The organism is Nocardioides caricicola, assembly GCF_039541135.1.
Taxonomy (GTDB): domain Bacteria; phylum Actinomycetota; class Actinomycetes; order Propionibacteriales; family Nocardioidaceae; genus Nocardioides; species Nocardioides caricicola.
The window spans coordinates 335638-359773 of the sequence record NZ_BAABFQ010000008.1 but is presented as its reverse complement, the minus strand read 5'-3'; the positions used below and the strand labels follow the sequence as shown (position 1 = coordinate 359773).

The following is a 24136-nucleotide window of genomic DNA, read 5'->3' as shown; positions in this document are numbered from 1 at the left end:
GACCCGCATCGCCGATTACCCTCGAAACGTGGGGGGAGCGCTGCGTGCTGCGCTGATGGGGGGCTTCGCGACGACGTTGGTCGTCGGAGGCCTCGTCGCGCTGCCCTCCCAGCCCGCCTCCGCGGTCACCACCGGACGCCCGATCGCCGTGGCCGCGACCGACAACGGGGCGTCGTACGTCGGCTACGCCACGGGCGGCCGGCTGCTGAAGCTGGACCGCAACGGCGCGGTCGCCGGCTCCGTGCCGCTCGACCGCGACGACGACCCGGTCACCGCCCTCGACGTGGGCTCCGACGGCACCATCTGGGTCGACTACGGCGCGAGCGTGTCCCACCTCCGGCCCGACGGCACGCTGCTGGACCACTTCGACCTCCAGGGCGGCACGTGCCCGGTCAACGCCGCGCACGACCCGACCCGGTTCGGCGGGATCGAGGTGACCAAGGACCGCGTCTACGTCGCCGGCCGCTGCGTCGCCACCGTCGGTGTCTACGACCACGACGGCGACCTCGAGACCAGCATCGACCTGCCGGGCACGGCGCTGCCGCGCGACGTCGCCCTGGCTCCGGCGGCCAAGGGGCTGCCCGCGCGGATGTACGTGTCGGTGCCGGACGCCGGCAAGGTCTACGCCTACGACACCGCGCGCCTGCGCTCGGGCTCCACGCCCGACCGGACCCTGGTGATCAAGCGGTTCCCCGGGTTCCGCGACCCCGAGCCGGGCGCCCTGACCGCCGACGAGAAGGGCCAGCTCGGTGTCGTCGACATCGAGAACAACGCGCTGCACTTCTACAACGGCCCCGAGAACTACTGGTACTACCGGACCCTCGGGCACGGGCCGGACCCCGCCTCGGACCGGGGCTTCGTCGACCGCGTCACCGCGGTCGACAACGCCGACGGCAGCTTCAAGCAGGGGCTCTGGGTCGCCGACTCCGGCAACGGGCGGATCCAGCACTGGGACCACATCGGGACCACTGACTGGATGGCCGATGCCCTGCCGCCGGGCGACCCCGACGGTCCGGTCAACGTCGCGCTGCCTGCCGTGACCGGCAAGCCGTACGCCGGCAAGGAGCTCACGTGCGACCTCGGCACGTGGAGCGAGGAAGCGGCGGCGTACGACGTCGCCTGGATGCGCGACGGGCTGCCGATCCCCGGCGCCACGGCGGCGTCCTACACGGTCGCCACCCGCGACGTGGCCGCCGAGCTGACCTGTCAGGTGACCGCGAGCAGCGCGTCCGGCGCCCGGTCGGCGCCGTCCACCAGCGAGGTGTTCCCGATCGCCGGGCCGAGCTCGCCGCCGTTCGTGCTCGAGCGGCCGCGGATCCGGGGCGACGTCGGCTCCGGAGGGGTCGTGCGGTGCACCAACGGCACCTGGACCGGGCCGGAGCCCACGCGCTACGTCCGGGGCTGGCTGCGCGACGGGCAGCTGCTCCCCGGCACCAACGCCCCGGAGTACCTCGTCACCGACAACGACGTCTACCACGAGCTCACCTGCCGGGTGGCGGCCGTGAACCGCAACGGCACCGGGAAGGTCGCGATCAGCGACCCCGTCGACGTGGAGGGCCAGGCGGGCGGTCACGTCGGGCAGCCGAGGAACACGAAGAAGCCGCGCATCATCGGCACGGCGAAGCTCGGCAAGGTCCTCTTCTGCGACCCCGGGTCGTGGGACAACGCCCCGGTCTTCACCTACGTGTGGCGCCGCGACGGCAACCCGCTCGGCGGCTCGGAGAAGGACCAGTACCAGGTGCTCGGCGACGACCTGGGCCACCGGCTCACCTGCCTGGTCACCGGCACCAACCCGTCGGGATCGGCGGCGGCGAGCTCGGGGTCGGTCCGGCCGCGGAGGTAGTGGCTACCGTGGCGGTATGCCCCGGATCGCCACCAACGACCGCGTCGAGCGTGACCAGCTGCTCGACTTCGTCCGCAGCCGGCACCACCTGGTGCTGATGACCACGAGGTCCGACGGGCGCCCCCAGCTGTCACCGGTCGCCGGTGGCGTCGACGCAGCCGGCCGCATCGTGATCTCGACGTACCCCGACCGCGCGAAGGCCGTGAACCTCCGGCGCAACCCGGCCGCGTCCGTCCTCGTCCTCTCCGACGACTGGGACGAAGCCTGGGTGCAGGTCGACGGCACCGCCGAGGTCCTGGACATGCCCTCGCCGGAGGCCGACGACGGCCTGGTCGAGTACTTCCGGTGCATCGCCGGCGAGCATCCCGACTGGGACGAGTACCGCGATGCGATGCGCCGGCAGGGCAAGTCGCTGATCCGGATCGAGGTCGCCTCCTGGGGTCCGGTCGCCACCGGCGGGTTCCCGCCGGACCGGGCTCCCGCGGGCTAGCCCACCGGTCCAGTCCCCCCAGGCTCCAGGCGTCTCTCCCGTTACCCTCTGCGCGTGCGCGGCTACGCCCCCCTGGGCCGCATGCTCGGCCTAGCCATGATCATCGCGGGGCTCGGGACCGCGACTTTGGCGACCGCTGAACCAGCCGCCGCGGCGACCCTGGACCGGCCCACCGCGATCGGCGTCGCGTCCGACGGGACGACGTACGTCGGGTTCGCCGGAGGCGGCAAGCTGCAGCGCCTGAGCGCGAAGGGCGGCAACCGCGGCTCGATCGCGCTGCACTCGGACGAGCCGGTGGACGGCATCTTCGTCACGGTCGACAACGACATCTGGGTCGACTTCGAGACCGAGTTCGCGCTCTACTCGCGCACCGGCCGCCTGCTCGCGCAGCACGACCACAAGCCCCAGCGCAGCTGCGGCAACAACGCCCCCGCCCACCGCTACGGCGGCATCACCTCGGCGTCGGGCCGGGTCTTCGTCGCGAACCGCTGCCACCCGTCGGTCTCGGTCTACTCCCGCCGCGGCGCGCTCGAGACCACGGTCAACCTGCCGGGCCGGGACTTCCCGCGCGGCGTCGCCTACGGCACCCCGCAGAACGGCCGCGGCGCGATGCTGTACGTCGCGGTCCCGGACCGCGGCCAGGTCCTCGCGTACAAGGCGTCGTCGCTGCGCCGCACCTCCAAGCCCGTGGACGTGTTCAAGCTGCACCGGCCGCGCGGCGGCAAGAAGCCGGCGCCCAGCGGCATCGCCGTCGACAAGTACGGCCAGCTCACGGTCACCGACGCGGCCAACAACGCGGTCTACCTGGCCGACACCAACAACCACTTCTCGGTCTACCGCGAGCTCGGCCACGGTCCGCGCGCCGGGCGCCAGGCCGGCCGGCTCGACGGCCCCACGGCGATCGCCCAGCACGAGCAGGACGGAAGCGGCCTGTCGGGCAACCTCTTCATCGCCGACACCGACAACCACCGGGTGCAGCGCTGGGACACCGGCGGTTACACGTACTGGAGCAAGGGCGTCCGCGCCGGTGCTGCGGGCGGTGGCGGCGGTGGCGGCGGTGGTGGTGGCGGTGGTGGTGGCGGTGGTGGCGGCGGCGGTGGCGGCGGCGGAGGCGGCGGCACCGGTCAGGGGCCGGCCAACCTCACCCCGCCCGTGATCTCCGGCAACGCCGCCGTCGGTCAGGTCCTGACCTGCAGCCAGGGCACCTGGTCGGTGAGCGGACCCTTCGACCTGCTCTCCTACGCCTACCGCTGGAAGCGCAACGGCACCGTCATCACCTCGGCCACCTCGCCGACGTACACGGTCGACGCCGCCGACGCGGGCGCGGAGCTGTCGTGCACGGTCTTCGCGACGAACGGCTCCGGCACCTCGGAGAAGACCTCGACCGCGGTCACCGTCGGCAGCGGCGGCTCCGGCGGGCCCGGTGGGACCGGCCCCGTGAACACCGTGGCACCGTCGATCGGGGGCAACCCGGCGGTCGGGCAGGTGCTCACCTGCAGCACGGGCACCTGGACCGGGATCGGGACCGGTGTCACCTACGGCTTCCAGTGGCGACGCGGCGGGGTGGCGATCCCGTCGGCCACCGGCGCGACCTACACCGTGGCCGCTGCGGACAGCGGTACGGCGCTCACCTGTGCGGTGCGCGCGACCGTGGGCACGGCGAGCGCCGAGGCGGTGTCCGCGGCCGTGACCATCGGGGGCGGCGGGTCGGGCGTCAACGGCCCGGTCAACACGGCCCCTCCGGCGATCATCGGGTCCGCGGCGGTCGGCCAGAACCTGTTCTGCACCACGGGCACGTGGACGGGCGCGACCGGCTACTCGTACGAGTGGCGCCGCGGGGGAGCGGCGGTCGCGGGCGCGACCGCGTCGACCTACACGGTGACCGCGGCCGACAGCGGGTCCGCGCTGTCCTGCGCGGTCCGCGCCACCAACGCGACCGGCACCACCGAGGTCGTCTCGGCAGCCGTCACCGTCGGCGCCACCGGGGGTCCGGTCAACACCTCGGCCCCGAGGATCCTCGGCACCCCGGCCGTCGGGCAGCTGCTGAACTGCAGCTCGGGCATCTGGGCCGGGAGCGGCATCAGCTACACGTTCCGGTGGCTGCGCTCCGGCGCCGAGATCGCGGGGGCCGGGTCGTCGACGTACCGGGTGACCGCTGCCGACGCCGGCGCCGCCGTCTCGTGCATCGTGCGGGCCGCGAACGGCTCCGGCACCGTCGAGGTCGCCTCTGCGGCGGTGACGATCGGCGGCAGCGGTGGGGGCAGCACGGCGCCGGTGAGCACGGTCGCCCCGTCGGTCTCCGGCACCCCCGCTGTGGGGCAGGTGCTCACGTGCAACCCCGGGACCTGGTCCGGGACGGTGACCACCTACGCCTTCCAGTGGCTCCGGGGCGGTGTGCAGATCGGCGCGGCGACGTCGACGACCTACCTCGTGACCGCGGCCGACTCCGGTGCCGCCCTGTCCTGCTCGGTGCGCGCAACCAACAGCGCAGGGAGCACCGACGCCGTCTCGGCCGCGCTGACCGTCGGCGGCGGTGGAGGTGGGCCGGGAGCGCCGGTGAGCGCCGCGTCGCCGTCGATCTCCGGGACCCCCGAGGTCGGGCAGGTGCTGACCTGCAACCCGGGCAGCTGGACCGGGACGGTGACCGGCTACGGCTTCCAGTGGTACCGCGGCGGGGTGCCGATCGGGTCGGCGACCTCGACGACGTACGTCGTGGCCGCCGGCGACGCCGGTGCGTCGTTGTCATGTGTGGTGCGGGCGTCGAACTCCTCGGGCAGCACCGACGCGGCGTCCGGGTCCGTCGTCGTCGGTGGAGGCGGCGGTGGCTCGACGGCTCCGGTCAACCTGACGCCGCCGTCGGTGACCGGAGCGGCGGCCGTCGGCCAGGTGCTGACCTGCAACCCGGGCAGCTGGACCGGGACGGTGACCGGCTACGGCTTCCAGTGGTACCGCGGCGGGGTGCCGATCGGGTCGGCGGTCTCGTCGACCTACGTCGTGGCCGCCGGCGATGCCGGTGCGTCGTTGTCGTGCGTGGTGCGGGCGTCGAACTCCTCGGGCAGCACCGACGCGGCGTCCGGGTCCGTCGTCGTCGGTGGAGGCGGCGGTGGCTCGACGGCTCCGGTCAACCTGACGCCGCCGTCGGTGACCGGAGCGGCGGCCGTCGGCCAGGTGCTGACGTGCAACCCGGGTACGTGGTCGTGGACCGGGGTGGGCGTGAACTACGGCTTCCAGTGGTACCGCGGCGGGGTGCCGATCGGGTCGGCGACCTCGTCGACGTACGTCGTGGCCGCCGGTGACGCGGGTGCGTCCTTGTCGTGCGTGGTGCGGGCGTCGAACTCCTCGGGCAGCACCGACGCGGCGTCCGGGTCCGTCGTCGTCGGTGGAGGCGGCGGTGGCTCGACGGCTCCGGTCAACCTGACTCCGCCGTCGGTGACCGGAGCGGCGGCCGTCGGCCAGGTGCTGACGTGCAGCCCGGGTACGTGGTCGTGGACCGGGGTGGGCGTGAACTACGGCTTCCAGTGGTACCGCGGCGGCGTGGCGATCGGGTCGGCGACCTCGTCGACGTACGTCGTGGCGGCCGGTGACGTCCGCACCGCGTTGTCGTGCGTCGTGCGGGCATCGAACTCGTCGGGCAGCACCGACGCGGCCTCGGCGGCCGTCGTCGTCGGGGACGGCACCGGGCTGTGCTGCACCGGGCGGCCGGCCGGCGCCGGCCTTCGAAACTGACGCCGAAACTGACGCCGGGGGCTAGGCGAGGGCGCGGTCGAGCGCCGCCGCGACGTGCAGCGTGGTGCACGGGAAGACCGGGATGTCCGCGTCGGCCTGACGGACCAGCAGCTCGAGCTCGGTGCAGCCGAGGATCACGCCACCGGCGCCGGCGTCCCAGAGCTCGTCGATCAGCCTGACCATGGTGCGGCGCGAGCCGTCGAGGACCTTGCCGTGGACGAGCTCGTCGTAGATCACCCGGTTCACGGTCTCGTGGTGCCGCGCGTCCGGCACGTGCACGGTCAGGCCGTGCTGCGCGATCCGGTCGCGGAAGAACGACCGCGACATCGCGAACGTCGTCCCGAGCAGGCCGACCTCGGTCAGGCCCTGTGCCTTGCACGCGTCGGCGACCACGTCGGCCAGGTGCAGCAGCGGGATGTCGATGGCGTCCGCGACCTGGTCGGCGACCCGGTGGAACGTCGTGGTGCAGAGCAGGAGGAAGTCGGCACCGGCCGCCTCGACACCGCGGGCCGCGCCCACGAGGATCGACGCGACGTCGTCCCAGCGCTCCTCCTGCTGCAGCGCGGTGACCTCCGCGAAGTCGACCGACGCGAGCACGGTCTTCGCGGACGACAGCCCGCCGACCCGCTGCTCGACGCCCTGGTTGAGTCCCTCGTAGTAGGCGGCGCTGCTCTCCCAGCTCATCCCGCCGACGAGTCCGATGGTCTGCATGGTCGTCACTCTCTCAGAAGACGCGGTGGACCTTGTGCTGGGCCGCTTGCGCCTTGGGACGGATCACCAGCTCGTCGATGCTGACGTGCGAGGGACGGGAGACCATCCACGCGATCGCCTCCGCGACGTCGTCGGCGACGAGGGGCTCGGCGACCCCGGCGTACGCCGCCATCGCCTTCTCCTCGTCGCCGTCGAAGCGGACCAGTCCGAACTCCTCGGTCTTCACCATGCCCGGCGCGATCTCCATGACCCGCACCGGCTGGTCGAACAGCTCCAGGCGCAGCGTCTCGTTGACGACCTGGGTGCCGTGCTTGGCGGCCGTGTAGCCCGCGCCGCCCTCGTAGGCGATCCGCCCGGCGGTCGAGCCGACGTTGAGCACGACACCGTCACCGCTGGCGACCAGCGCGGGCAGCAGGGCGCGGGTCACCTGCATCAGGCCGATCACGTTCACGTCGTACATCCGCCGCCACGCGTCGCTGTCGGCCTCGGCGACCGGGGTGGCTCCGCCGAACGCGCCGCCGGCGTTGTTCACCAGCACGTCGAGCCGGCCGCCGACCGCCGCGGCGAGCCCGGCGACCGACGCCTCGTCCGTGACGTCGCACGCGACCGGCGTACCACCGACCTCGGCGGCGAGCTGCTCGATCCGGTCGACGCGGCGGGCCGCGCAGAACACGTGGTAGCCGGCACGGGCGAGGTGGCGCGCGGTGGCGGCGCCGATCCCGCTGCTGGCTCCGGTCACGACGGCGGTGCGGGTGGCAGGAGGGGTCGAGGTCACGCGCCCATTCTGCGCGACCCATGGCACACTGCCTCGCGTGGGACTGCGGATCACGGCCGCACTGGCCGGCCTGGTGGGTGGACTGGCGTGGATATCCGTCCTGGTCTTCGACCGCGCCGACGCCCGCCCCGTCCTGATCGACACGCTCACGTGGATCGGCGTCTTCCTGCTGGCGATGGCGACACTGGTCGCCGGCGCGAGCCTCGTCAGCCGCAGCGCGACCTGGCTGCGGGTGGTCGTCGCGGTCTGCTTCACCGTGCTGGTCGGCTCCCTCGTCTCGCTCGTGACCGGCACCACCGACGACCAGCTCACGTACGCCGGGTTCGGTGCCGTCGCGGTCCTCGTCTCGCTCGTGGCGCTGGTCCGCACGGAACGTGCCCCTAGCGGATCGCACGCTCGCTGACTGGCGGGAATCAGACCGGGAACAGTCGTGTTGTCCCAGGTTGGACCCGACGAGCGAGAGGAGCGCGGCGAGTGGACCCCATCCGGCGGTTGGCGATGATCAGCCTCCACACCTCCCCGCTCGACCAGCCAGGCACCGGTGACGCCGGTGGCATGAACGTCTACGTCATCGAGCTCGCCAAGCGGCTTGCCGCCCGCGGCGTCGAGATCGACATCTTCACGCGCGCGACGTCGTCCGCCTTGGAGCCCGTGGTGTCTGCGTACGACGGCGTGCAGGTGCGCCACATCCACGCCGGCCCGTTCGAGGGCCTGGCCAAGGACGAGCTGCCCGGGCAGCTGTGCGTGTTCGCCCGTGAGGTGCTGCGCGCCGAGGCTGGCCAGCCGGTCGGGCACTACGACGCCGTGCACTCCCACTACTGGCTCTCCGGCCAGGTCGGCGCGCTCGCGCGGGACCGCTGGGGCGTCCCCCTGGTGCACTCGATGCACACGATGGCGAAGGTCAAGAACGACGCGCTCGCCGAGGGCGACTGCCCCGAGCCGACCGCCCGGATCATCGGCGAGGAGCAGGTCGTCGAGGCCGCCGACATGCTGATCGCCAACACCGACATCGAGGCCAAGCAGCTGATCAACCTGTACGACGCGGAGCCCTCGCGGGTCGAGGTCGTGCACCCCGGCGTCGACCTCGACGTGTTCCGCCCGCGCGACAAGGCCGCGGCGCGCGCCGAGCTCGGGCTCCCCGTCGACGCCTCGGTGCTGATGTTCGCGGGCAGGATCCAGCCGCTCAAGGCGCCCGACGTGCTGCTGCGCGCGGTCGCGGTGATGCTGGAGCGCCGTCCGGAGCTGCGCTCCCGGCTGGTCGTCCCGATCGTGGGTGGTCCGTCGGGCAGCGGGCTCGAGCACCCCGAGTCGCTCGCCCAGCTCGCGACCGAGCTGCGCCTCGACGGGCCGGACGGGGTCGTGCGGTTCGTCCCGCCGGTCGCCCAGGACGAGCTGGCCCGGTGGTGCGCCGCCGCCACGCTGGTCGCCGTACCGTCCTACAACGAGTCGTTCGGCCTGGTCGCCGTCGAGGCGCAGGCCACCGGGACCCCGGTCGTCGCCGCGGCCGTCGGCGGCCTCACCACCGTCGTCCGCGACGGCCGCAGCGGACTGCTCGTCGACGGGCACGAGCCCCGCGCCTGGGCCGACGCGCTGTCCCGCGTGGTCGAGGACGATGGGCTGCGGGTGCGCCTGGAGGCCGGCGCCCTCGAGCAGGCCCGGTCGTTCTCGTGGGACCGCACCGCGGAGCGCACGCTCGAGGTCTACGAGCGCGCCCGCGCCGACCTGAAGGCACCGGTGTGAGTGACGCCGCGCAGGTCGTCCGCGACCACCTCGCCGCCAACGACATCGAGTACGACGAGCTCTCGGACGGCGTGTTCTCGTTCTCCCTGCCCGGCGAGAAGAAGCTGCAGACCGCGGTCCGTCTCGACGTCGGCCCGCACGCCCTCGGTGTGCACGCGTTCGTCTGCCGCAAGCCCGACGAGAACCACGAGCGCGTCTACGAGTGGTTGCTGCAGAAGAACCTGCGGATGTATGCCGTCTCCTTCGCGATCGACCGGCTCGGCGACATCTACCTCGACGCGCGCCTGCCGCTCGCCGCCGTCACGCCCGACGAGCTCGACCGGCTCCTCGGCTCGGTGCTCACCTACGCCGACGAGTCGTTCAACCCCATCCTCGAGCTCGGCTTCGCCTCCTCCATCCGCAAGGAGTGGGAGTGGCGCACCCTGCGCGGCGAGTCGACCGCCAACCTGGAGGCGTTCCGAGGCTGGCTCGAGTCGGGCGAGGAGCCTAGGCCGGCGGACTGACCTCCTGGGCGCGGGTCCGCGGCTTGCGCCGGGCGACCGCCACGCCGACGAGCGCCAGCGCACCGCCGACGTAGGCCATCGTGGGCGGCGCCTCGTCGAGGAACACCAGGCCCATCGCGATCGTGATCGGCGGGACCAGGTACGTCGTGACCCCCAGGCTGCTCGCGCTCATGTGGCGCAGGGCGTAGGCGTAGGTCGTGAACGCGATCGCGGTCGGGAAGATGCCGAGGTAGACCAGCCACAGGCTCGACGAGGCGGGCGCGTCCCGGGCCTCGTCGATGAGCTGGCCGAGGAACGGCAGGCACACGATCGCGCCGACGGTGCACGCCAGCCAGGTCACGTGGATCGCGGGGAGCTTGGCCACCAGCGGCTTCTGCAGGATCAGGCTGATCGAGTAGACGAACGCCGCGAGCAGGCACAGGGCCACGCCGACGACGTCGTGGTCGGAGCTCTCGGAGCCGGAGAAGCTGATCAGGCCGACGCCGGCGAAGGCGAGCGCCAGGCCGCCGACGAGGTACGACGTGAACTTCTCGTTGAGGAAGATCGCGGCGAGCACGGCGATCAGCACCGGCGAGACCTGGATGAGCATCGCCGCGGTGCCGGCGTCGACTCGGCGCTCGCCGGCGTTCAGGGCCACGTTGTAGACGCCGAACCACAGCACGCCGATCGTGACGATCGAGACCCACTGCCGGCCCGTCGGGCGCGGCAGGCCGCGGCTGAGCGCGACGACGCCGAGGCACAGCGCCCCCACGAGCAGCCGGCCGAGGGACAGCGCGCCGGGGGAGAAGTCGTCACCGAGGTAGCGGATCGCGACGAACGCCGACGCCCAGAACACCAGCGTCACCCCGACGGCCGCGAGCGGCAGCCACCCGGCCGGCTGGATGCTCTCGGAGGTCTCCGGCGGGGTCGTCGTACTCGTCACGAAGCCAGCGTAGGGATCACCACCGACACCCGGCACGCGGGTTTCGGACGACTATGCGCGACTTCCGGCCAGGATTCAGAGATCGAGCTTGTAGCCGAGCCCGCGGACCGTGACGAGGTACTTCGGCTCGCCCGGGTCCGGCTCGATCTTGGCCCGCAGGCGCTTCACGTGCACGTCGAGGGTCTTGGTGTCGCCGACGTAGTCGGAGCCCCACACGCGGTCGATCAGCTGGCCGCGGGTGAGCACCCGGCCCGGGTTGCGCAGGAACAGCTCGAGCAGCTCGAACTCCTTGAGCGGCAGCCGCTGGGTCTCGCCGCCGACGGTCACGACGTGCCGCTCGACGTCCATCCGCACCGGTCCGGCCTCGAGGGTCGGCGGCGCGAGGTCGGGCTCCTGCCCGCGACGCAGCACGGCGCGGATGCGCGCGACCAGCTCGCGCGGGGAGTACGGCTTGGTGACGTAGTCGTCGGCGCCGAGCTCGAGCCCGACCACCTTGTCGACCTCGTCGTCCTTCGCGCTGACCATGATCACCGGCACGCTGGACGTCTGCCGGATCTGGCGGCACACCTCGGTGCCCGGCAGCCCGGGCAGCATCAGGTCGAGCAGCACGATGTCGGCGCCGTTGCGGTCGAACTCCGTGAGCGCGTCGTTGCCGTTCGCTGCGATCGCGACCTCGTAGCCCTCCTTGCGCAGCATGTACGCGAGCGCGTCGCTGTAGCTCTCTTCGTCCTCGACGACGAGTATGCGGGTCATCGGCCATCCTCCTGGATTCCTCGGGCCGGAAAGTAGCGGGGGAGGGTCAGGGTGAACGTCGACCCCTGGCCCTCGACGGACCACACCCGGACGTCTCCGCCGTGCGTGGCCGCCACGTGCTTCACGATCGACAGTCCGAGCCCTGTCCCACCGGTCGATCGGTGCCGGGCCGGGTCGACCCGGTAGAACCGCTCGAAGATGCGGTCGATCTCGCCGGCCGGGATCCCGATCCCCTGGTCGACGACCGAGATCTCCACCATGTCGTCGTCTGCCTTCGTCGACACCAGCACGGTGGCGTCGCACTCGGAGTATGACACCGCGTTGGCGACGAGGTTGGCGACCGCGGCGGTGACCTGCTCCTCGTTGCCGAACAGCGACAGGTGCGGCGTGCCGCCGACCACGATCGAGATCCGCTTCGAGTCGGCGTCGATCGCGCTGGTGTCGACCGCGACCTTGATGACGTCGTCGAGGTCGACCGGCATCGGCTGCTCGAGCGGCTCGTCACCCTGCAGGCGCGACAGCTCGATCACCTGCTGGACCAGCCGGGAGAGCCGGTCGCTCTCGGTCAGCATCCGGTTGGAGAAGCGCTTCACGGCCTCGGGGTCACCGGCCGCGTCGTGCACGGCCTCCGCGAGCAGCCGGATCGCGCCGACGGGGGTCTTCAGCTCGTGGCTCACGTTGGCCACGAAGTCGCGGCGTACCGCCTCGACGCGGCGCTCGCGGGTGCGGTCCTCGACCAGCGCGAGCACCAGGCGGGTGCCGAGCGGCGCGACCCGTGCGGTGACGTGGCGCGCGGGTACGCCGGGGCGGGCCATCAGCAGCTCGGTCTCGCGGATCTGCCCGTCGCGGCGTACCTGGTGCACGAGGTCCTCGAGCTCGTCGGAGTTCAGCGACGTGCCGCGCACCAGGCCCATGGAGTACGCCGGCGCCGATGCCTTGAGGACGACGTCGTCGTCGTCGACCACGACCGCGCTGCTGCGCAGGACCGAGAGCACCGCGGCGACGCCGACGGGGACGACGGGCTCCTCGGCCACCGGCGTCTGGTGCTGCTGGCGGTCGCTGAGGTGCCACGCGAGCACCGCGCCGCCTGCGACGACGGCGCCGATGAGCGCGGCGAGGAACGCCTGCGTCGTCGCATCCACAGCTGAATCGTACGAGCCATTTCATCAGGAGTTCGTCCGAGACGGCCGGGCTTCGCAACGTTCACCCCGCGTTCACGCAACCGCCCCGGCCGTACATGTCGCCCACCTACGCTCCCCGTCATGCGAGAGGCCTTCCACGATCAGCTCGACCAGATGTTCCGAGACCTTGCCGGTATCTGCGAGAGCGTCGAGACCGCCGTACGCCTGGCGACCGAGGCGCTGCTCAGCGGCGACCCCGCGATCGCCGAGAGCGTGATCAGCGCGGACGACGACATCGACCGAGCCCGCGAGCGCGTCGAGGACTCGGCGTTCCTGCTGCTGACGCTGCAGCAGCCGGTCGCGAGCGACCTGCGGACCGTGGTGGCGGCGCTGCGCATGGTGAGCGAGCTCGAGCGGATGGGCGACCTGTCCGTGCACGTCGCGAAGATCGCCCGCCTGCGGGTGCCGAACCTCGCCGTGCCGGAGCCGGTGCGGCCGATCATCGAGCGGATGGCCGCGGTCGCCGAGGACATGGTGCACCGGGTCTCGTCGATCATCACCGAGCGCGACATCGAGGACGCGCTCGCCCTCGCCCACGCCGACGAGGAGATGGACCAGCTGCGCCGCGCGAGCTTCGCCGAGCTGCTCTCCTCCGACTGGGAGCACGGCGTCGAGGCGGCCGTCGACATCGCCCTGCTGGGCCGCTACTACGAGCGGATCGCCGACCACGCCGTCTCGGTCGCGAACCGGGTCGTGTTCGTCGTGACCGGCGAGAACCCGCGGGCCGTCGGCGCCTGACGTCGGAGTGAGACGTCAGCGACCCTGGTTGGCGACGGCGGCGGCTGCGGCCGCGGCGGCCTCGGGGTCGAGGTAGGTGCCGCCGCGGACGGTCGGCGCGAGCTTGTCGTCGAGCTCGTAGACCAGCGGCATGCCGGTCGGGATGTTGAGGCCGGCGATGTCCTCGTCGCTGATGCCGTCGAGGTGCTTGACCAGCGCCCGCAGGCTGTTGCCGTGCGCGGCGACGAGCACCGTGTGCCCGGCGCGCAGGTCGGGGACGATCGAGGACTCCCAGTACGGCAGGAAGCGCTCGATGACGTCCTTGAGGCACTCGGTGCGGGGCAGCTCGTCGCCGAGGCCGGCGTACTGCGGCAGGCCGGCCTGCGACCACTCGTTGTCGTCGGAGATCGGCGGCGGGGGCACGTCGAAGGAGCGGCGCCAGAGCATGAACTGCTCCTCGCCGTAGGCCTCCAGCGTCTCCTTCTTGTTCTTGCCCTGGAGGTCGCCGTAGTGGCGCTCGTTGAGCCGCCAGGAGCGGCGCACCGGGATCCAGTGCCGGTCGGCCACGTCGAGCGCGAGCGCGGCGGTGTTGATCGCGCGGCGCAGCAGCGAGGTGTGCACGACGTCCGGCAGCAGGCCGGACTCGCGGATGAGCTCACCCGCGCGGGCGCCCTCGGCGCGACCCTTGTCGTTGAGCGGGACGTCCACCCAACCCGTGAAGAGGTTCTTGGCGTTCCACTCGCTCTCGCCGTGGCGGAGCAGGACGAGCGTGTGGGTCATGCGGGGGACTCCTCGGTGGGTCAGTGCTCGGCGTGCTCGCCGACCGGCTCCGCGACCTCGCAGTCGTAGGTCTCGGTCGAGCCCTCGGCCGAGTCGTCGAGGCCTTCGAACTCGTCGCACGGCGGGGTCGCCGGGACGTCCATCTCGATGGACTCGCCGTCGCCGAACGTCAGCTCGACATGGACGAAGTCACCGGGGCCGAAGTCGCCGCGGACGACGATCCCGCCCTCGTCGGCGAGGTTGACCATGTCGCCCGGCCGGATCTCGATCGGCTCGAAGCCCTCGACCTCGAGGTCGGCGTCGTCGCCGGCGCCCGCGAACGCGTCGACCGTCGAGGAGTCGTCCTGGACGTTGTTCGCGAACGTCGCGATGAACGTGCCCGAGCCCTCCTGGCCCGAGACGATCACCGCGCCGAGCACGTCGACGTCGGTGGTGCGGTCGTTGGTGCCTTCGGCGGGGGTGTAGACCCGGTCGGTGGCGTAGTTGAAGCCACACGAGGACAGCACAGTGGCGAGCGCGAGCGCGCCACCTGCGGCGAGCAGGCGGGCAGCGGGCGGACGGAGGTGCATGGTGAAGGCCTTCACGGTCGACTGCGACTGGTGCGAGGCACAGCCTAGCGGTCCCGTTGGGGCTACCTGCCGAGGCCTACGGAGTTGCCGACGACGAGCATCCCGACCACGACCAGCACCGTCCATGCCACGGCCAGCACGAGGAGCTTCGTCGCTCCGGTCTTGAGCGCGATCCGCAGCGGGAGGTGGCGTACGCCGTCCTCGTGGTCGGCCACCAGGCCGGGCAGCGCGCACAGCACGTGAACGCCCACGCCGAGCGCCGCGGCGAGCGCGACCATCGCCGGCTGCGGCGCGTCGCCGACCGCCTGGCCACCCCACCCGCCGTACGACAGGAACGCGGGGTATAGCCCGAACGACACCGCCCAGGGCAGCCACGACAGCAGGGTGCCGCGCAGCGCCACGTTGCCGACCAGACCGACCGCGACGGACGCGAGGTAGAGGCAGCCCGCGGTGATGCCGTTCATGACCGCCAGCGGGATCAGCAGCAGGACGCCGCAGGTGAGCGCGAACCAGGCCGTCCCGGGCTCGAGGTAGCCGTCGGCGATCGGCTTGCCGCTCGGCAGCCGGCGCGCGTCGCGGTCGCGGTCGACCAGGTCGTTGTGCCACCCCAGGACCGCCTGCCCCACCAGCACGGTGGCGAGCACGAGGAGCACCTCGCGACCGGGCCGGCCGCTGATGGCGGCGGCGACCGCGAGACCGGTCGCGGTCAGGGCCGCCTGGCGCGGGTGCGCGGCGCGCAGCAGCAGTACGGGCGTGGTGTGGGCGAGGGTCCGGCGGCGCTCGGCACGGCGTGGCTGACCCGGGTCGACCGTGTCGGGCTGGCGTTGGCGCAGGGTCGGCGACATACCCCGCAGTATCACCCGGAAGGGTGCCGCCAACACATGACCCCGTGATCTGTCAAGCCCGCATTGTGCCCCTGACCTGCAGAAACGGTGCTGGAGCCCCTTCGAACACGTGTTAGAATGAACACCTAGGAAGGGGTACCTGACATATGACTTTCACCGTCGGCGAAACGGTTGTTTACCCGAATCACGGAGCCGCAGTCATCGAAGACATCGAGATGCGGACCATCAAGGGAGAAGACAGGCAGTACCTCGTACTCCGTATCGTCGCCCAGCAGGACCTGGTTGTCCGGGTACCCGCATGCAACCTCGATCTGGTCGGAGTTCGCGACGTCGTCGACAAGGAGGGCCTCGACCGCGTGTTCGACGTCCTCCGGGCCGCGCACGTCGAGGAGCCGACCAACTGGTCGCGCCGCTACAAGGCGAACCTCGAGAAGCTGCACAGTGGCGACGTCATGAAGGTGGCCGAGGTCGTCCGCGACCTGTGGCGCCGGGAGCGCGACCGTGGCCTGTCGGCGGGTGAGAAGCGGATGCTGGCGAAGGCCCGCCAGATCCTCGTCTCCGAGTTGGCTCTGGCGGAGCACACCAACGAGGACAAGGCCGAGGCCCTCCTCGACGAGGTGCTCGCTTCCTGATCCACAGATCCACGTTCACGAGGCCCCCGGGATGATCCCGGGGGCCTCGTGGCGTCTAGGGTCGCGAGGGTGGAGTACGACGAGGCAGCACCCGCGCTCGGCACCGTGGTCACCGACGGGCGCGGCACGCTGCCGTTCGCGCTGATCCACGGCGAGGCGCTGGTCGCCTGCGCCGCGTGGGCGCTGGGCGAGGCCGGCGTGACGCCGGTCGACGACACCGTGCCGTGGTCGGCGCTCGCCGAGTCCGGCGAGCCGTTCGTGCTGCATGACCCGCTGTGCCCGATGACACCGCCCGCCTTCGTGGCCGCGTGCGTCGCCCGCGCGGTCGAGCGCGGCTGCGTGGTGGTCGGCGTCCGCCCGGTCACCGACACCGTCAAGGTCGTCGAGGGCGGGCTGGTCGGGGAGACCCTCGACCGCGACGGTCTGGTCGCGGTCGCCTCCCCGGTGGTGTTGCCCGCCGAGGTCGTCGCGTCGCTCGACGCGCTGCCGACCGAGGACTTCGTGGACCTGGTCGCCGAGCTGCGGCGGCGCTACCCCGTCGAGCTGGTCGAGGCGCCGCCGTCCGCCCGCCGCGTCGGCTCCGACGACGACGTGCGCGTGCTCGAGGCGCTCACCGGAGCCTGAGCGCGAGCTCCAGGTCCTCGGGGAACGTGATCTTCAGGTTCCGCGGGCTGCTCGGCACCGCCGCCACCGGGAGGTCGGTGTAGCGGGTCCAGCAGGCCGCCGTGTCGGTGCCGTCGAAGCCGTCCGCGTCGGCGCGGGTGTACGCCGCGAGCAGCGCGGCCGCCCGGAACGCCTGCGGGGTCTGCACGCCGTCGAGCTCCGCGGGGAGCGCGCGCCCGTCGAGCGCGAGCAGCCCGGGCAGCCGCACGCACGGGATCGCACCGCCCCGCTCGCGAGCGGCCGCGATGGTCGCGGTGAACAGCGCACGCCCGGCGAGCGGCCGGGCGCCGTCATGGATCGCGACCACGTCGACCTCGCCGGACTCGATCTCCCCGCGCAGCGCCTGGAGCGCGTTCCACTCCGAGCCGTGCCGGGTCGCACCGCCCTCGACGATGCCGACCTCGCCGTCGCCGAGGTGCGGGGCGAGGGCCGCGGCCACGTCGTCGGCCTCGCCCGGCCGGACGACCACGAGCACCCGGCGCACGTCGTCGAGCGTGAGCGCGTCGCGCACCGACCAGGCCAGCACCGGCACCGTGCCGAGCGGCAGCAGCACCTTGTTGGAGCCGGCGCCCACGCGGGCACCAGCCCCGGCGGCGAGGATCACGACGGCGGCTGTCACCCGCGGAGTTTTTCATGGCTGTGATCCGGCGAAACAGGGGCGTCACATGGCGGCTTTACGTTGCTGCGCATGTGGCAACCGGTGTGCCGGGTCGTCGAGCTCGAGGTCGAGCGCGGCGCGACGGCCCTCGTGCACGGGCAGGCGCTGGCGATCTTCCGGACCCAGGACGACACGGTCTACGCGCTGGGAAACCACGACCCGTTCGCGAAGGCGTCGGTGATCGCGCGCGGCATCGTCGGTGTCCGGGGCGGGGTCCCGTTCGTCGCGTCGCCCGCGCACCGGCACGCGTTCGACCTGCGCAGCGGCAGGTGCCTCGACGACGACCATGTGTCGATCCCGGCGTACGACGTCCGAGTGGTCGAGGGGGTCGTGCAGGTCGGTCCGCGCAAGGAGGCCTAGTAGACCAGTGCCGTTGCCAAGGCGGCGATGCCTTCGCCCCGGCCGGTCAGGCCGAGGCCGTCCGTCGTGGTGGCGGAGACGGTCACCGGCGCGCCGGCCGCCGCGGAGAGAGCGGCCTCGGCCTCGGCGCGGCGCGGGCCCAGGCGCGGACGGTTGCCGATGACCTGGACGGCGACGTTGCCGATCTCGAGGCCGGCCGCTCGCACTCGGCGTGCGGTCTCCTCGAGCAGGGCGGCGCCGGACGCCCCGGCCCACTGCGGCTCGGCCGTGCCGAAGTTCGAGCCGAGGTCGCCGAGGCCGGCCGCCGACAGCAGCGCGTCGCACGCGGCGTGGGCCGCGACGTCGGCGTCCGAGTGACCCTCGAGGCCCTGCGGCTCGTCGGGCCAGGACAGCCCCGCGAGGTGCAGCGGGACGCCGTCGACGAGGCGGTGCACGTCGGTGCCGAGGCCGACACGGGGGAGTCTGTCCACGCGCCGATCATGCCTGAGCGAGAATCAGCGCGTGAGGACCTCCCGCGGTGCGTGGTCGATCGCCGGTCTGGTGGCCGGCTTCGCCGGGCTCGCCATGGCCTACTTCCTGGCGATGGTGACCACCATCCGCGACGCCCCGAACGTCGCGGTCGCCGAGCTGGTCGTCCGGCTGACGCCCGGTCCGGTGGTGGAGCGAGCCATCAAGATCCTGGGCGACAAGGACAAGCCGTTCCTGATGCTGGTGATCCTGGTGCTCAGCGGGCTGCTGTTCGCCTGGGCCGGCCGGCTGGCGCGGACCACGTGGTGGGCGCCGACGATCGTGTTCGGCGTGCTCGCCGTGATCGGCGGCATCGCGGTCTACGACCAGCGGGGCGCGACGACGCTCGACCTGCTGCCGGTCGCGGCCGGGTTCGCGACCTGGCTGGTCTGCCTCTCGCTGCTCACCGAGCCGCTGCGCCGCCACGAGCTCGCCGTGGCCGAGACCGAGCCCGGGCTCGACGCCGCCGACCCCACGCACCCGGACCACACCCGGCGTACGTTCCTGCTGCGCGCGGGGACGATGGCTGCGGTCGGCATCGGGCTCGGCGTGGTCGGCCGGGCGGTCGGCCGGGGACGGCGGCACGTCGAGGAGACCCGGCGGCTGCTCCGCCTGCCCGGGGTCACGACGCCGGACATCCCGAAGGGCGCCCGCGTGGACGTGCCCGACATGACGGCCTGGGCGACGCCGAACGACGACTTCTACCGGATCGACACCGCGTTCGCGGTGCCCACGATCGAGCCCGCGGACTGGGAGCTGCGCATCCACGGGATGGTCGACCGCGAGGTCGTCATCAACTACCAGCAGCTGATCGCGCGGTCGCTGACCGAGGCCTGGGTGACGCTCAACTGCGTGTCCAACGAGGTCGGCGGCGACCTGATCGGCAACGCGTGGTGGAGCGGCGTGCGGATCGCCGACCTGCTCCGCGAGGCCGGCGTGCAGCCGGGTGCGGACGCGGTGCTGCAGACCTCGGACGACGGCTGGACGTGCGGCACGCCGCTCTCGGTGCTGACCGACGACCGCGACGCGATGCTCGCGGTGGCCATGAACGGCCGGCCGCTGCCGATCGACCACGGCTTCCCCGTGCGCACGATCGTGCCGGGCCTCTACGGCTACGTCTCCGCGTGCAAGTGGGTCGTGGAGATGAAGGTGACGAGGTTCGCCGACATCTCGGCGTACTGGACCGAGCAGGGCTGGTCCGAGCTCGGGCCGGTGAAGCTCGCATCGCGGATCGACGTCCCCCGCGGCGGGGGTGAGATCGCCGCCGGCGGGGCGCCGATCGCCGGCGTCGCGTGGTCGCAGCACACCGGCATCCGCAGCGTCGAGATCTCGGTCGACGACGGCGAGTGGCAGACCGCGACGCTCGCCGAGGTGCCGAGCACCGACACCTGGGTCCAGTGGGTGGCCCAGGTGGACGTCGAGCCCGGCGACCACACGGTCGTCGTCCGAGCGACCGACGCGAACGGCGAGGTGCAGACCAGCGAGGAGGTCGACCCGGTGCCGGACGGCGCGACCGGCTGGCACCAGGTCGACTTCACGGCGACGGAACAGGACGACGAGTGATGGCGGACTTCGACGGCCGCGCGGGCGCGGCCCTGGTGATCGGCGGCAGCGGCGGCCTGGGCAGCGTGATCGCGCGGATGCTGGCGGAGCGGGGAGCGACCGTCGCGACGACGTACCGCACCACGCGGCCGGAGGGCTCGTCGTACGCCCTCGACCTCACGGTCCCGGACGATGCCGCGCGGGTGGTCGAGGCCGTGGTCGAGGACCACGGCGGCCTGCACACGCTGGTGTACGCCGCCGGCCCGCACGTGCCGATGAGGCACCTGTCGAACGTCGAGCCCGCCGCGATGGCCGCCCAGCTCGCCGCCGACGCGGCCGGGTTCTTCGCGGTCGTCCAGCCGGCGCTGGCGCACCTGCGGACGTCCCAGGGGTCGGTCGTCGCGGTGACCACCGCGGCCACCGCGCGCTTCCCGGTTCGCGACGGGCTGTCGTCGGCGCCCAAGGCGGCCGTCGAGGCGATGGTGCGGGCCCTGGCCGCCGAGGAGGGCAGGTACGGCGTCCGGGTGAACGCCGTCGGCCCGGGGATGCTCACCGACGGGATGGCCGAACGGCTGATCTCGTCGGGGGAGCTGTCCGAGGAGGCGCTCGCGATCACCCGCCGCAACATCCCGCTCCGCCGCTTCGGCACCGCCGAGGACGTCGCCGAGGCGGTCTGCTTCCTCGCCTCCGACCGCGCCGGGTTCGTCTCCGGCCAGAAGCTCGACGTCGACGGCGGGTACGGCGTCTAGTCCCGGGTGATCACGTAGACGGTGCCACCGGACTTGGGGATCCAGGCGTTCTCGAACTGCCCGCGGTCGTAGGTGCGCCGCACCCCGGCACGCGTGGCGGCCGCCGGGTCGTTGACGATCACGTCGCCGGACTGCGTGAAGCCGACGATCACCAGCAGGTGCCCGTTGGTCGACGAGATCGGCGCGCCGTCCAGCTCGCCCTCGCCGAACGCGATCGAGGCGACCAGCGGGATCCCGTCGGCGATGTAGGTCTCGGCCTCGCGCAGGGACCGCAGCCGGGTGACGTAGGCGTGCCCGGCCAGGCTCGCGGCGTACGCGGTGTTGAACGGCCAGTTGCCGGTGCCGTCGTACTCGTAGTCGTAGGTCATCCGCGCGGCGTGATCGACCCACGGGTCGACGTGGTCGGAGGGGACCCAGGAGTACGCCTTCGCCTTGGGCAGCGCGTCGTAGTAGCCGAGCACCATCGACGTCGAGGTCGGCGAGCACCAGGCCTCACCACCGCTGCCGTACTGCGGGTAGTGACCGCTGTGCACCATCTGTGAGTAGCGCGGCACGTCCAGCACGACGCCTCGGCCCGGGCCCGGACGCGACGTCCGCACGGAGTCGACGGACGGCAGCAGCGACGCCATCGCGCCGACCATGTCCACGCGGGGCGACGTCTTCTGGCCGGCGGCGCGGACCATCGTGACCCGCAGCTGGTACGACGTGACGCCGGCCGGGACGACCCACGTGTCCACGTTCACGGACGCGAGGTCGTCGGACTGCGCGCCGTACGTCGTGCGCTCGAAGTGCCGGTCCCCCGACGTCCAGGTCGCGATCGTGTCCCAGGACGAGGTGGTCGCGTCGGTGCGGCCGCGCACCTCGATGCGCACCTGGCTGTCGCCGGGCGTGCGCGCCGACCACGAGGGGATCAGCCGGGTGAGCGCGAAGCCCGGAGAGGTCCACGGGGTCGTCCACGCGCGCCGGTCGACCCCGGCGGGAAGCGCCTGGAGCCCGGCGGGGGCGTCCCACTCGGTGTACTCGATCTGCCGGGCCGGTGCGGCCGTGGCCGGCGCCGCGGCCAGCAGCGGAGCGAGGAGGGAGCCGGCGAGGACCGAGGCCAGGAACGAGGATGTCAGGCGTCGCACCCTCAAACCCTAGACTTGGCCGGTGACCTTCAGGCTGTACGACACCGCGACCCGCGAAGTCCGTGACTTCGTTCCCCTCGAGGAGGGGAAGGCCGGTCTGTACGTCTGTGGTCTCACCGTGCAGTCCGAGCCGCACGTCGGGCACGTCCGCTCGGCGGTGAACTTCGACGTGCTGCAGCGCTGGCTCGCCCACCGCGGGTTCGACGTGACGTTCATCCGCAACGTCACCGACATCGACGACAAGATCCTGGCCAAGGCCGACACGCTCGGCCGGCCCTGGTACTCCCACGCCGCCGCCATGAAGCGCGAGCTCGACAAGGCCTACGCCGCGCTCAACGTCGCGCCGCCGACGTACGAGCCGCTGGCCACCGGGCACGTGCCGGAGATGCTCGAGCTCATCGAGACGCTGATCGAGAAGGGCCACGCGTACGCCGCGGCCGACGGCTCGGGCGACGTCTACTTCGACGTGCGCTCCTGGCCGCAGTACGGCGAGCTCACCCGCCAGAAGGTCGACGACATGGAGGCCGCCGAGGACGCCGACCCACGCGGCAAGCGCGACCCGCGCGACTTCGCGCTGTGGAAGGGCCGCAAGCAGTCCGAGCCGGAGACCGCGTCCTGGCCGAGCCCCTGGGGCCGCGGCCGCCCGGGCTGGCACATCGAGTGCTCGGCGATGGCGGGCAAGTACCTCGGCACCGCGTTCGACATCCACGGCGGCGGCGTCGACCTGCGCTTCCCGCACCACGAGAACGAGCAGGCCCAGTCCCGTGCGGCCGGCCACCCGTTCGCGTCGTACTGGATGCACAACGCGTGGATCACCACCGCCGGCGAGAAGATGAGCAAGTCGCTGGGCAACTCGCTGGCGATCCCGTCGGTCCTCCAGAAGTACCGCGGCATCGAGCTGCGCTTCTACATCGTCGCCGCGCACTACCGCAGCCACGTGGAGTTCTCGTTCGAGGCGCTCGACGAGGCGGCCGTCGGGTTCCGGCGGATCGAGAGCTTCCTGGAGCGGGCCGGCGACGTCGAGGCCGGAGCGCTGCCTGACGCGTTCGTTGCCGCGATGGACGACGACCTCGGGACGCCGGCCGCCGTGGCGGTCGTCTACGACACCGTGCGCGAGGGGAACAAGGCCGACGACCCGGCGCCGTACGCCGCCCAGGTGGTCGCGATGCTGGACGTGCTCGGGGTCAACCCCGCCGACCCCGCGTGGGGCAGCGCGGGCGGCGACGACCAGAAGCTCACGGACGCAGTCGACGCGCTCGTGGCCGGCCTGCTCGAGCAGCGCGCCGAGGCCCGCGCGAACAAGGACTTCGCCACCGCCGATGCGATCCGCGACCGGATCCAGGCCGCCGGCATCGAGGTCGAGGACACCCCTGACGGACCGAAGTGGAGCATTGCCTGATGGCAGGGAACAGCCAGCGCAAGGGCGCGATCAAGAAGTCCGGCAAGGGCAACCCGACCGCCGGGTCGGGTGGCCGCGTGAAGCGCGGGCTCGAGGGGCGGGGTCCGACGCCGAAGGCCAAGGACCGCGAGTACCACAAGGCGCACAAGGCCGCGAAGCGCGCCGAGAAGGCAGCCGCCACCAAGCCGAAGCGGCGCACGACCGGTGACGCCGAGTGGATCATCGGCCGCAACCCGGTCGTCGAGTCGCTGCGTGAGGGCGTGCCGATCAACGCGCTGTACGTCGCCGAGGGCGCCGAGCGCGACGGGCGGCTGCGCGAGGCGTTCCAGCTCGCGTCCGACAAGGGCGTCAAGCTGCTCGAGGTCACCAAGACCGAGATGGACCGGATGGTCGGCGGCGGCGTCCACCAGGGCCTGGTCGCGCGGATCCCGGCGTACGAGTACGCCCACCCCGACGACCTCCTCGACCTGGCCGCGAAGAACGTGGAGAAGCCGCTGATCGTCGCGGTCGACCACATCACCGACCCGCGCAACCTCGGCGCGATCATCCGCAGCGCGGCCGGGTTCGGCGCGCACGGCGTGGTCATCCCGGAGCGGCGCGCGGCCGGCATGACCGCCGCGGCGTGGAAGACCAGCGCCGGCGCGGCCGCCCGGATCCCGGTCGCGCAGACCGTGAACCTCACCCGTCAGCTCAAGGCCTACCAGGACGCCGGCTGCATGGTCGTCGGCCTGGCCGCCGAGGGCGACGTGAGCCTGCCGGACCTCGACCTGGCCGACGGCCCGCTCGTGGTCGTGGTGGGCTCCGAGGGCGAGGGTCTCTCGCGGCTGGTGTCGGAGACCTGCGACCAGCTGGTGTCCATCCCGATGGCGAACCGCCTCGAGTCGCTGAACGCGGGGGTGGCGGCCTCGGTCGCGCTCTACGCCATCGCCGAGGCGCGCCGCTGA

25 protein-coding genes are annotated in these 24136 nt (G+C 72.5%); 14 read left to right on the top strand and 11 right to left on the bottom strand.

Annotated features, from left to right (window positions below; all coding sequences use genetic code 11):
* The first annotated feature begins 28 nt into the window (after positions 1-28).
* The 3 genes from ABD875_RS19325 to ABD875_RS19315 are packed head-to-tail and all read left to right on the top strand — an operon-like array spanning position 29 to position 6059.
* Positions 29-1843: an NHL repeat-containing protein gene (locus tag ABD875_RS19325; RefSeq protein ID WP_345181261.1), complete on the top strand. Its 1815-nt coding sequence runs from the start codon at positions 29-31 to the stop codon at positions 1841-1843.
* A gap of 16 nt (positions 1844-1859) precedes the next feature.
* Positions 1860-2333 carry a PPOX class F420-dependent oxidoreductase gene (locus tag ABD875_RS19320; protein ID WP_345181259.1) on the top strand — a complete coding sequence of 158 codons (474 nt, stop codon included), beginning with the start codon at positions 1860-1862 and terminating at the stop codon, positions 2331-2333.
* Positions 2334-2387: 54 nt separating this feature from the next.
* Complete coding sequence (locus ABD875_RS19315) at positions 2388-6059, top strand: hypothetical protein (protein WP_345181257.1); 3672 nt, start codon at positions 2388-2390, stop codon at positions 6057-6059.
* 21 nt (positions 6060-6080) lie between these two features.
* Here ABD875_RS19315 and ABD875_RS19310 read toward each other — a convergent pair whose 3' ends face one another.
* Positions 6081-6770 (bottom strand): aspartate/glutamate racemase family protein, encoded by a 690-nt coding sequence (locus ABD875_RS19310; protein ID WP_345181255.1) that lies wholly within the window; start codon positions 6768-6770, stop codon positions 6081-6083.
* 13 nt (positions 6771-6783) lie between these two features.
* Entirely contained in the window at positions 6784-7545 is a 762-nt protein-coding gene (locus tag ABD875_RS19305) for an SDR family oxidoreductase (protein WP_345181253.1), read from the bottom strand.
* A gap of 37 nt (positions 7546-7582) precedes the next feature.
* Here ABD875_RS19305 and ABD875_RS19300 point away from each other — a divergent pair, with 37 nt between their 5' ends.
* The 3 genes from ABD875_RS19300 (at position 7583) to ABD875_RS19290 (ending at position 9788) form a co-directional block, all read left to right on the top strand.
* Positions 7583-7948: a hypothetical protein gene (locus ABD875_RS19300; protein WP_345181251.1), complete on the top strand. Its 366-nt coding sequence runs from the start codon at positions 7583-7585 to the stop codon at positions 7946-7948.
* Positions 7949-8019: 71 nt separating this feature from the next.
* Complete coding sequence (mshA, locus tag ABD875_RS19295; protein ID WP_425576198.1) at positions 8020-9285, top strand: D-inositol-3-phosphate glycosyltransferase; 1266 nt, start codon at positions 8020-8022, stop codon at positions 9283-9285.
* Positions 9282-9788 (top strand): type III secretion system chaperone family protein, encoded by a 507-nt coding sequence (locus tag ABD875_RS19290; RefSeq protein WP_345181249.1) that lies wholly within the window; start codon positions 9282-9284, stop codon positions 9786-9788. Before mshA ends, ABD875_RS19290 begins: the two co-directional genes overlap by 4 nt.
* Here ABD875_RS19290 and ABD875_RS19285 read toward each other — a convergent pair.
* The 3 genes from ABD875_RS19285 to ABD875_RS19275 all read right to left on the bottom strand — a co-directional run bounded on the left by ABD875_RS19285 (position 9772) and on the right by ABD875_RS19275 (position 12605).
* Entirely contained in the window at positions 9772-10710 is a 939-nt protein-coding gene (locus tag ABD875_RS19285; RefSeq protein ID WP_345181247.1) for a DMT family transporter, read from the bottom strand. The two genes, ABD875_RS19290 and ABD875_RS19285, sit on opposite strands and share 17 nt — an antisense overlap.
* Positions 10711-10785: 75 nt before the next feature.
* Positions 10786-11463, bottom strand: coding sequence for a response regulator (locus tag ABD875_RS19280; protein WP_345181245.1), 678 nt, complete (start codon positions 11461-11463; stop codon positions 10786-10788).
* The gene (locus ABD875_RS19275; RefSeq protein ID WP_345181243.1) at positions 11460-12605 is read right to left on the bottom strand and encodes a sensor histidine kinase; all 1146 of its coding nucleotides are present in this window, start codon (positions 12603-12605) and stop codon (positions 11460-11462) included. Before ABD875_RS19275 ends, ABD875_RS19280 begins: the two co-directional genes overlap by 4 nt.
* A gap of 120 nt (positions 12606-12725) precedes the next feature.
* Here ABD875_RS19275 and phoU point away from each other — a divergent pair, with 120 nt between their 5' ends.
* Positions 12726-13382 carry a phosphate signaling complex protein PhoU gene (gene phoU / locus ABD875_RS19270; RefSeq protein WP_345181242.1) on the top strand — a complete coding sequence of 219 codons (657 nt, stop codon included), beginning with the start codon at positions 12726-12728 and terminating at the stop codon, positions 13380-13382.
* A 15-nt stretch (positions 13383-13397) separates the two neighbouring features.
* Here the strand turns inward: phoU and ABD875_RS19265 are convergent, their stop codons facing one another.
* From ABD875_RS19265 to ABD875_RS19255, 3 genes are all read right to left on the bottom strand, one after another.
* On the bottom strand, positions 13398-14141 hold the full coding sequence (locus ABD875_RS19265) for a phosphoglyceromutase (protein WP_345181239.1): 744 nt from the start codon (positions 14139-14141) through the stop codon (positions 13398-13400).
* A gap of 20 nt (positions 14142-14161) precedes the next feature.
* Positions 14162-14710 carry a hypothetical protein gene (locus ABD875_RS19260; RefSeq protein ID WP_345181237.1) on the bottom strand — a complete coding sequence of 183 codons (549 nt, stop codon included), beginning with the start codon at positions 14708-14710 and terminating at the stop codon, positions 14162-14164.
* 62 nt (positions 14711-14772) lie between these two features.
* The gene (locus ABD875_RS19255; protein WP_345181235.1) at positions 14773-15555 is read right to left on the bottom strand and encodes a UbiA family prenyltransferase; all 783 of its coding nucleotides are present in this window, start codon (positions 15553-15555) and stop codon (positions 14773-14775) included.
* A 146-nt stretch (positions 15556-15701) separates the two neighbouring features.
* On the opposite strand from ABD875_RS19255, the gene ABD875_RS19250 reads away from it, so the two are divergent.
* Positions 15702-16187: a CarD family transcriptional regulator gene (locus tag ABD875_RS19250; protein WP_243059025.1), complete on the top strand. Its 486-nt coding sequence runs from the start codon at positions 15702-15704 to the stop codon at positions 16185-16187.
* A gap of 69 nt (positions 16188-16256) precedes the next feature.
* Positions 16257-16811 (top strand): 2-C-methyl-D-erythritol 4-phosphate cytidylyltransferase, encoded by a 555-nt coding sequence (locus tag ABD875_RS19245; RefSeq protein WP_345181231.1) that lies wholly within the window; start codon positions 16257-16259, stop codon positions 16809-16811.
* Here ABD875_RS19245 and ABD875_RS19240 read toward each other — a convergent pair.
* Positions 16798-17469 (bottom strand): IspD/TarI family cytidylyltransferase, encoded by a 672-nt coding sequence (locus ABD875_RS19240; protein WP_345181230.1) that lies wholly within the window; start codon positions 17467-17469, stop codon positions 16798-16800. The genes ABD875_RS19245 and ABD875_RS19240 overlap by 14 nt on opposite strands.
* A 69-nt stretch (positions 17470-17538) precedes the next feature.
* Between ABD875_RS19240 and nirD the strand changes: the two genes are divergently transcribed.
* A complete protein-coding gene (nirD, locus tag ABD875_RS19235; RefSeq protein WP_345181228.1) occupies positions 17539-17868 on the top strand; it encodes a nitrite reductase small subunit NirD in 330 nt (109 codons plus the stop codon).
* Here the strand turns inward: nirD and ispF are convergent.
* Positions 17865-18338: a 2-C-methyl-D-erythritol 2,4-cyclodiphosphate synthase gene (gene ispF / locus ABD875_RS19230; RefSeq protein WP_345181225.1), complete on the bottom strand. Its 474-nt coding sequence runs from the start codon at positions 18336-18338 to the stop codon at positions 17865-17867. The genes nirD and ispF overlap by 4 nt on opposite strands.
* 31 nt (positions 18339-18369) lie before the next feature.
* Between ispF and ABD875_RS19225 the strand changes: the two genes are divergently transcribed.
* Together ABD875_RS19225 and ABD875_RS19220 are read left to right on the top strand one after the other, a co-directional pair.
* Positions 18370-19938 (top strand): molybdopterin-dependent oxidoreductase, encoded by a 1569-nt coding sequence (locus ABD875_RS19225; protein ID WP_345181223.1) that lies wholly within the window; start codon positions 18370-18372, stop codon positions 19936-19938.
* Positions 19938-20666, top strand: coding sequence for an SDR family NAD(P)-dependent oxidoreductase (locus tag ABD875_RS19220; RefSeq protein WP_345181221.1), 729 nt, complete (start codon positions 19938-19940; stop codon positions 20664-20666). The genes ABD875_RS19225 and ABD875_RS19220 overlap by 1 nt, the downstream gene beginning before the upstream one ends.
* Here the strand turns inward: ABD875_RS19220 and ABD875_RS19215 are convergent.
* On the bottom strand, positions 20663-21793 hold the full coding sequence (locus tag ABD875_RS19215; protein WP_345181219.1) for a C39 family peptidase: 1131 nt from the start codon (positions 21791-21793) through the stop codon (positions 20663-20665). The genes ABD875_RS19220 and ABD875_RS19215 overlap by 4 nt on opposite strands.
* Positions 21794-21815: 22 nt before the next feature.
* Here ABD875_RS19215 and cysS point away from each other — a divergent pair, with 22 nt between their 5' ends.
* Entirely contained in the window at positions 21816-23192 is a 1377-nt protein-coding gene (gene cysS / locus ABD875_RS19210) for a cysteine--tRNA ligase (protein WP_345181217.1), read from the top strand.
* Entirely contained in the window at positions 23192-24136 is a 945-nt protein-coding gene (gene rlmB / locus ABD875_RS19205) for a 23S rRNA (guanosine(2251)-2'-O)-methyltransferase RlmB (protein WP_345181215.1), read from the top strand. The genes cysS and rlmB overlap by 1 nt, the downstream gene beginning before the upstream one ends.

Coding starts and splice junctions, on each gene's coding strand:
- ABD875_RS19250 (WP_243059025.1), top strand. CDS start 15,702: ATGACTTTCACCGTCGGCGAAACGGTTGTTTACCCGAATCACGGAGCC.
- ABD875_RS19320 (WP_345181259.1), top strand. CDS start 1,860: ATGCCCCGGATCGCCACCAACGACCGCGTCGAGCGTGACCAGCTGCTC.
- ABD875_RS19310 (WP_345181255.1), bottom strand. CDS start 6,770: ATGCAGACCATCGGACTCGTCGGCGGGATGAGCTGGGAGAGCAGCGCC.
- rlmB (WP_345181215.1), top strand. CDS start 23,192: ATGGCAGGGAACAGCCAGCGCAAGGGCGCGATCAAGAAGTCCGGCAAG.
- ABD875_RS19255 (WP_345181235.1), bottom strand. CDS start 15,555: ATGTCGCCGACCCTGCGCCAACGCCAGCCCGACACGGTCGACCCGGGT.
- phoU (WP_345181242.1), top strand. CDS start 12,726: ATGCGAGAGGCCTTCCACGATCAGCTCGACCAGATGTTCCGAGACCTT.
- ABD875_RS19220 (WP_345181221.1), top strand. CDS start 19,938: ATGGCGGACTTCGACGGCCGCGCGGGCGCGGCCCTGGTGATCGGCGGC.
- ABD875_RS19280 (WP_345181245.1), bottom strand. CDS start 11,463: ATGACCCGCATACTCGTCGTCGAGGACGAAGAGAGCTACAGCGACGCG.
- nirD (WP_345181228.1), top strand. CDS start 17,539: ATGTGGCAACCGGTGTGCCGGGTCGTCGAGCTCGAGGTCGAGCGCGGC.
- ABD875_RS19265 (WP_345181239.1), bottom strand. CDS start 14,141: ATGACCCACACGCTCGTCCTGCTCCGCCACGGCGAGAGCGAGTGGAAC.
- ABD875_RS19260 (WP_345181237.1), bottom strand. CDS start 14,710: ATGCACCTCCGTCCGCCCGCTGCCCGCCTGCTCGCCGCAGGTGGCGCG.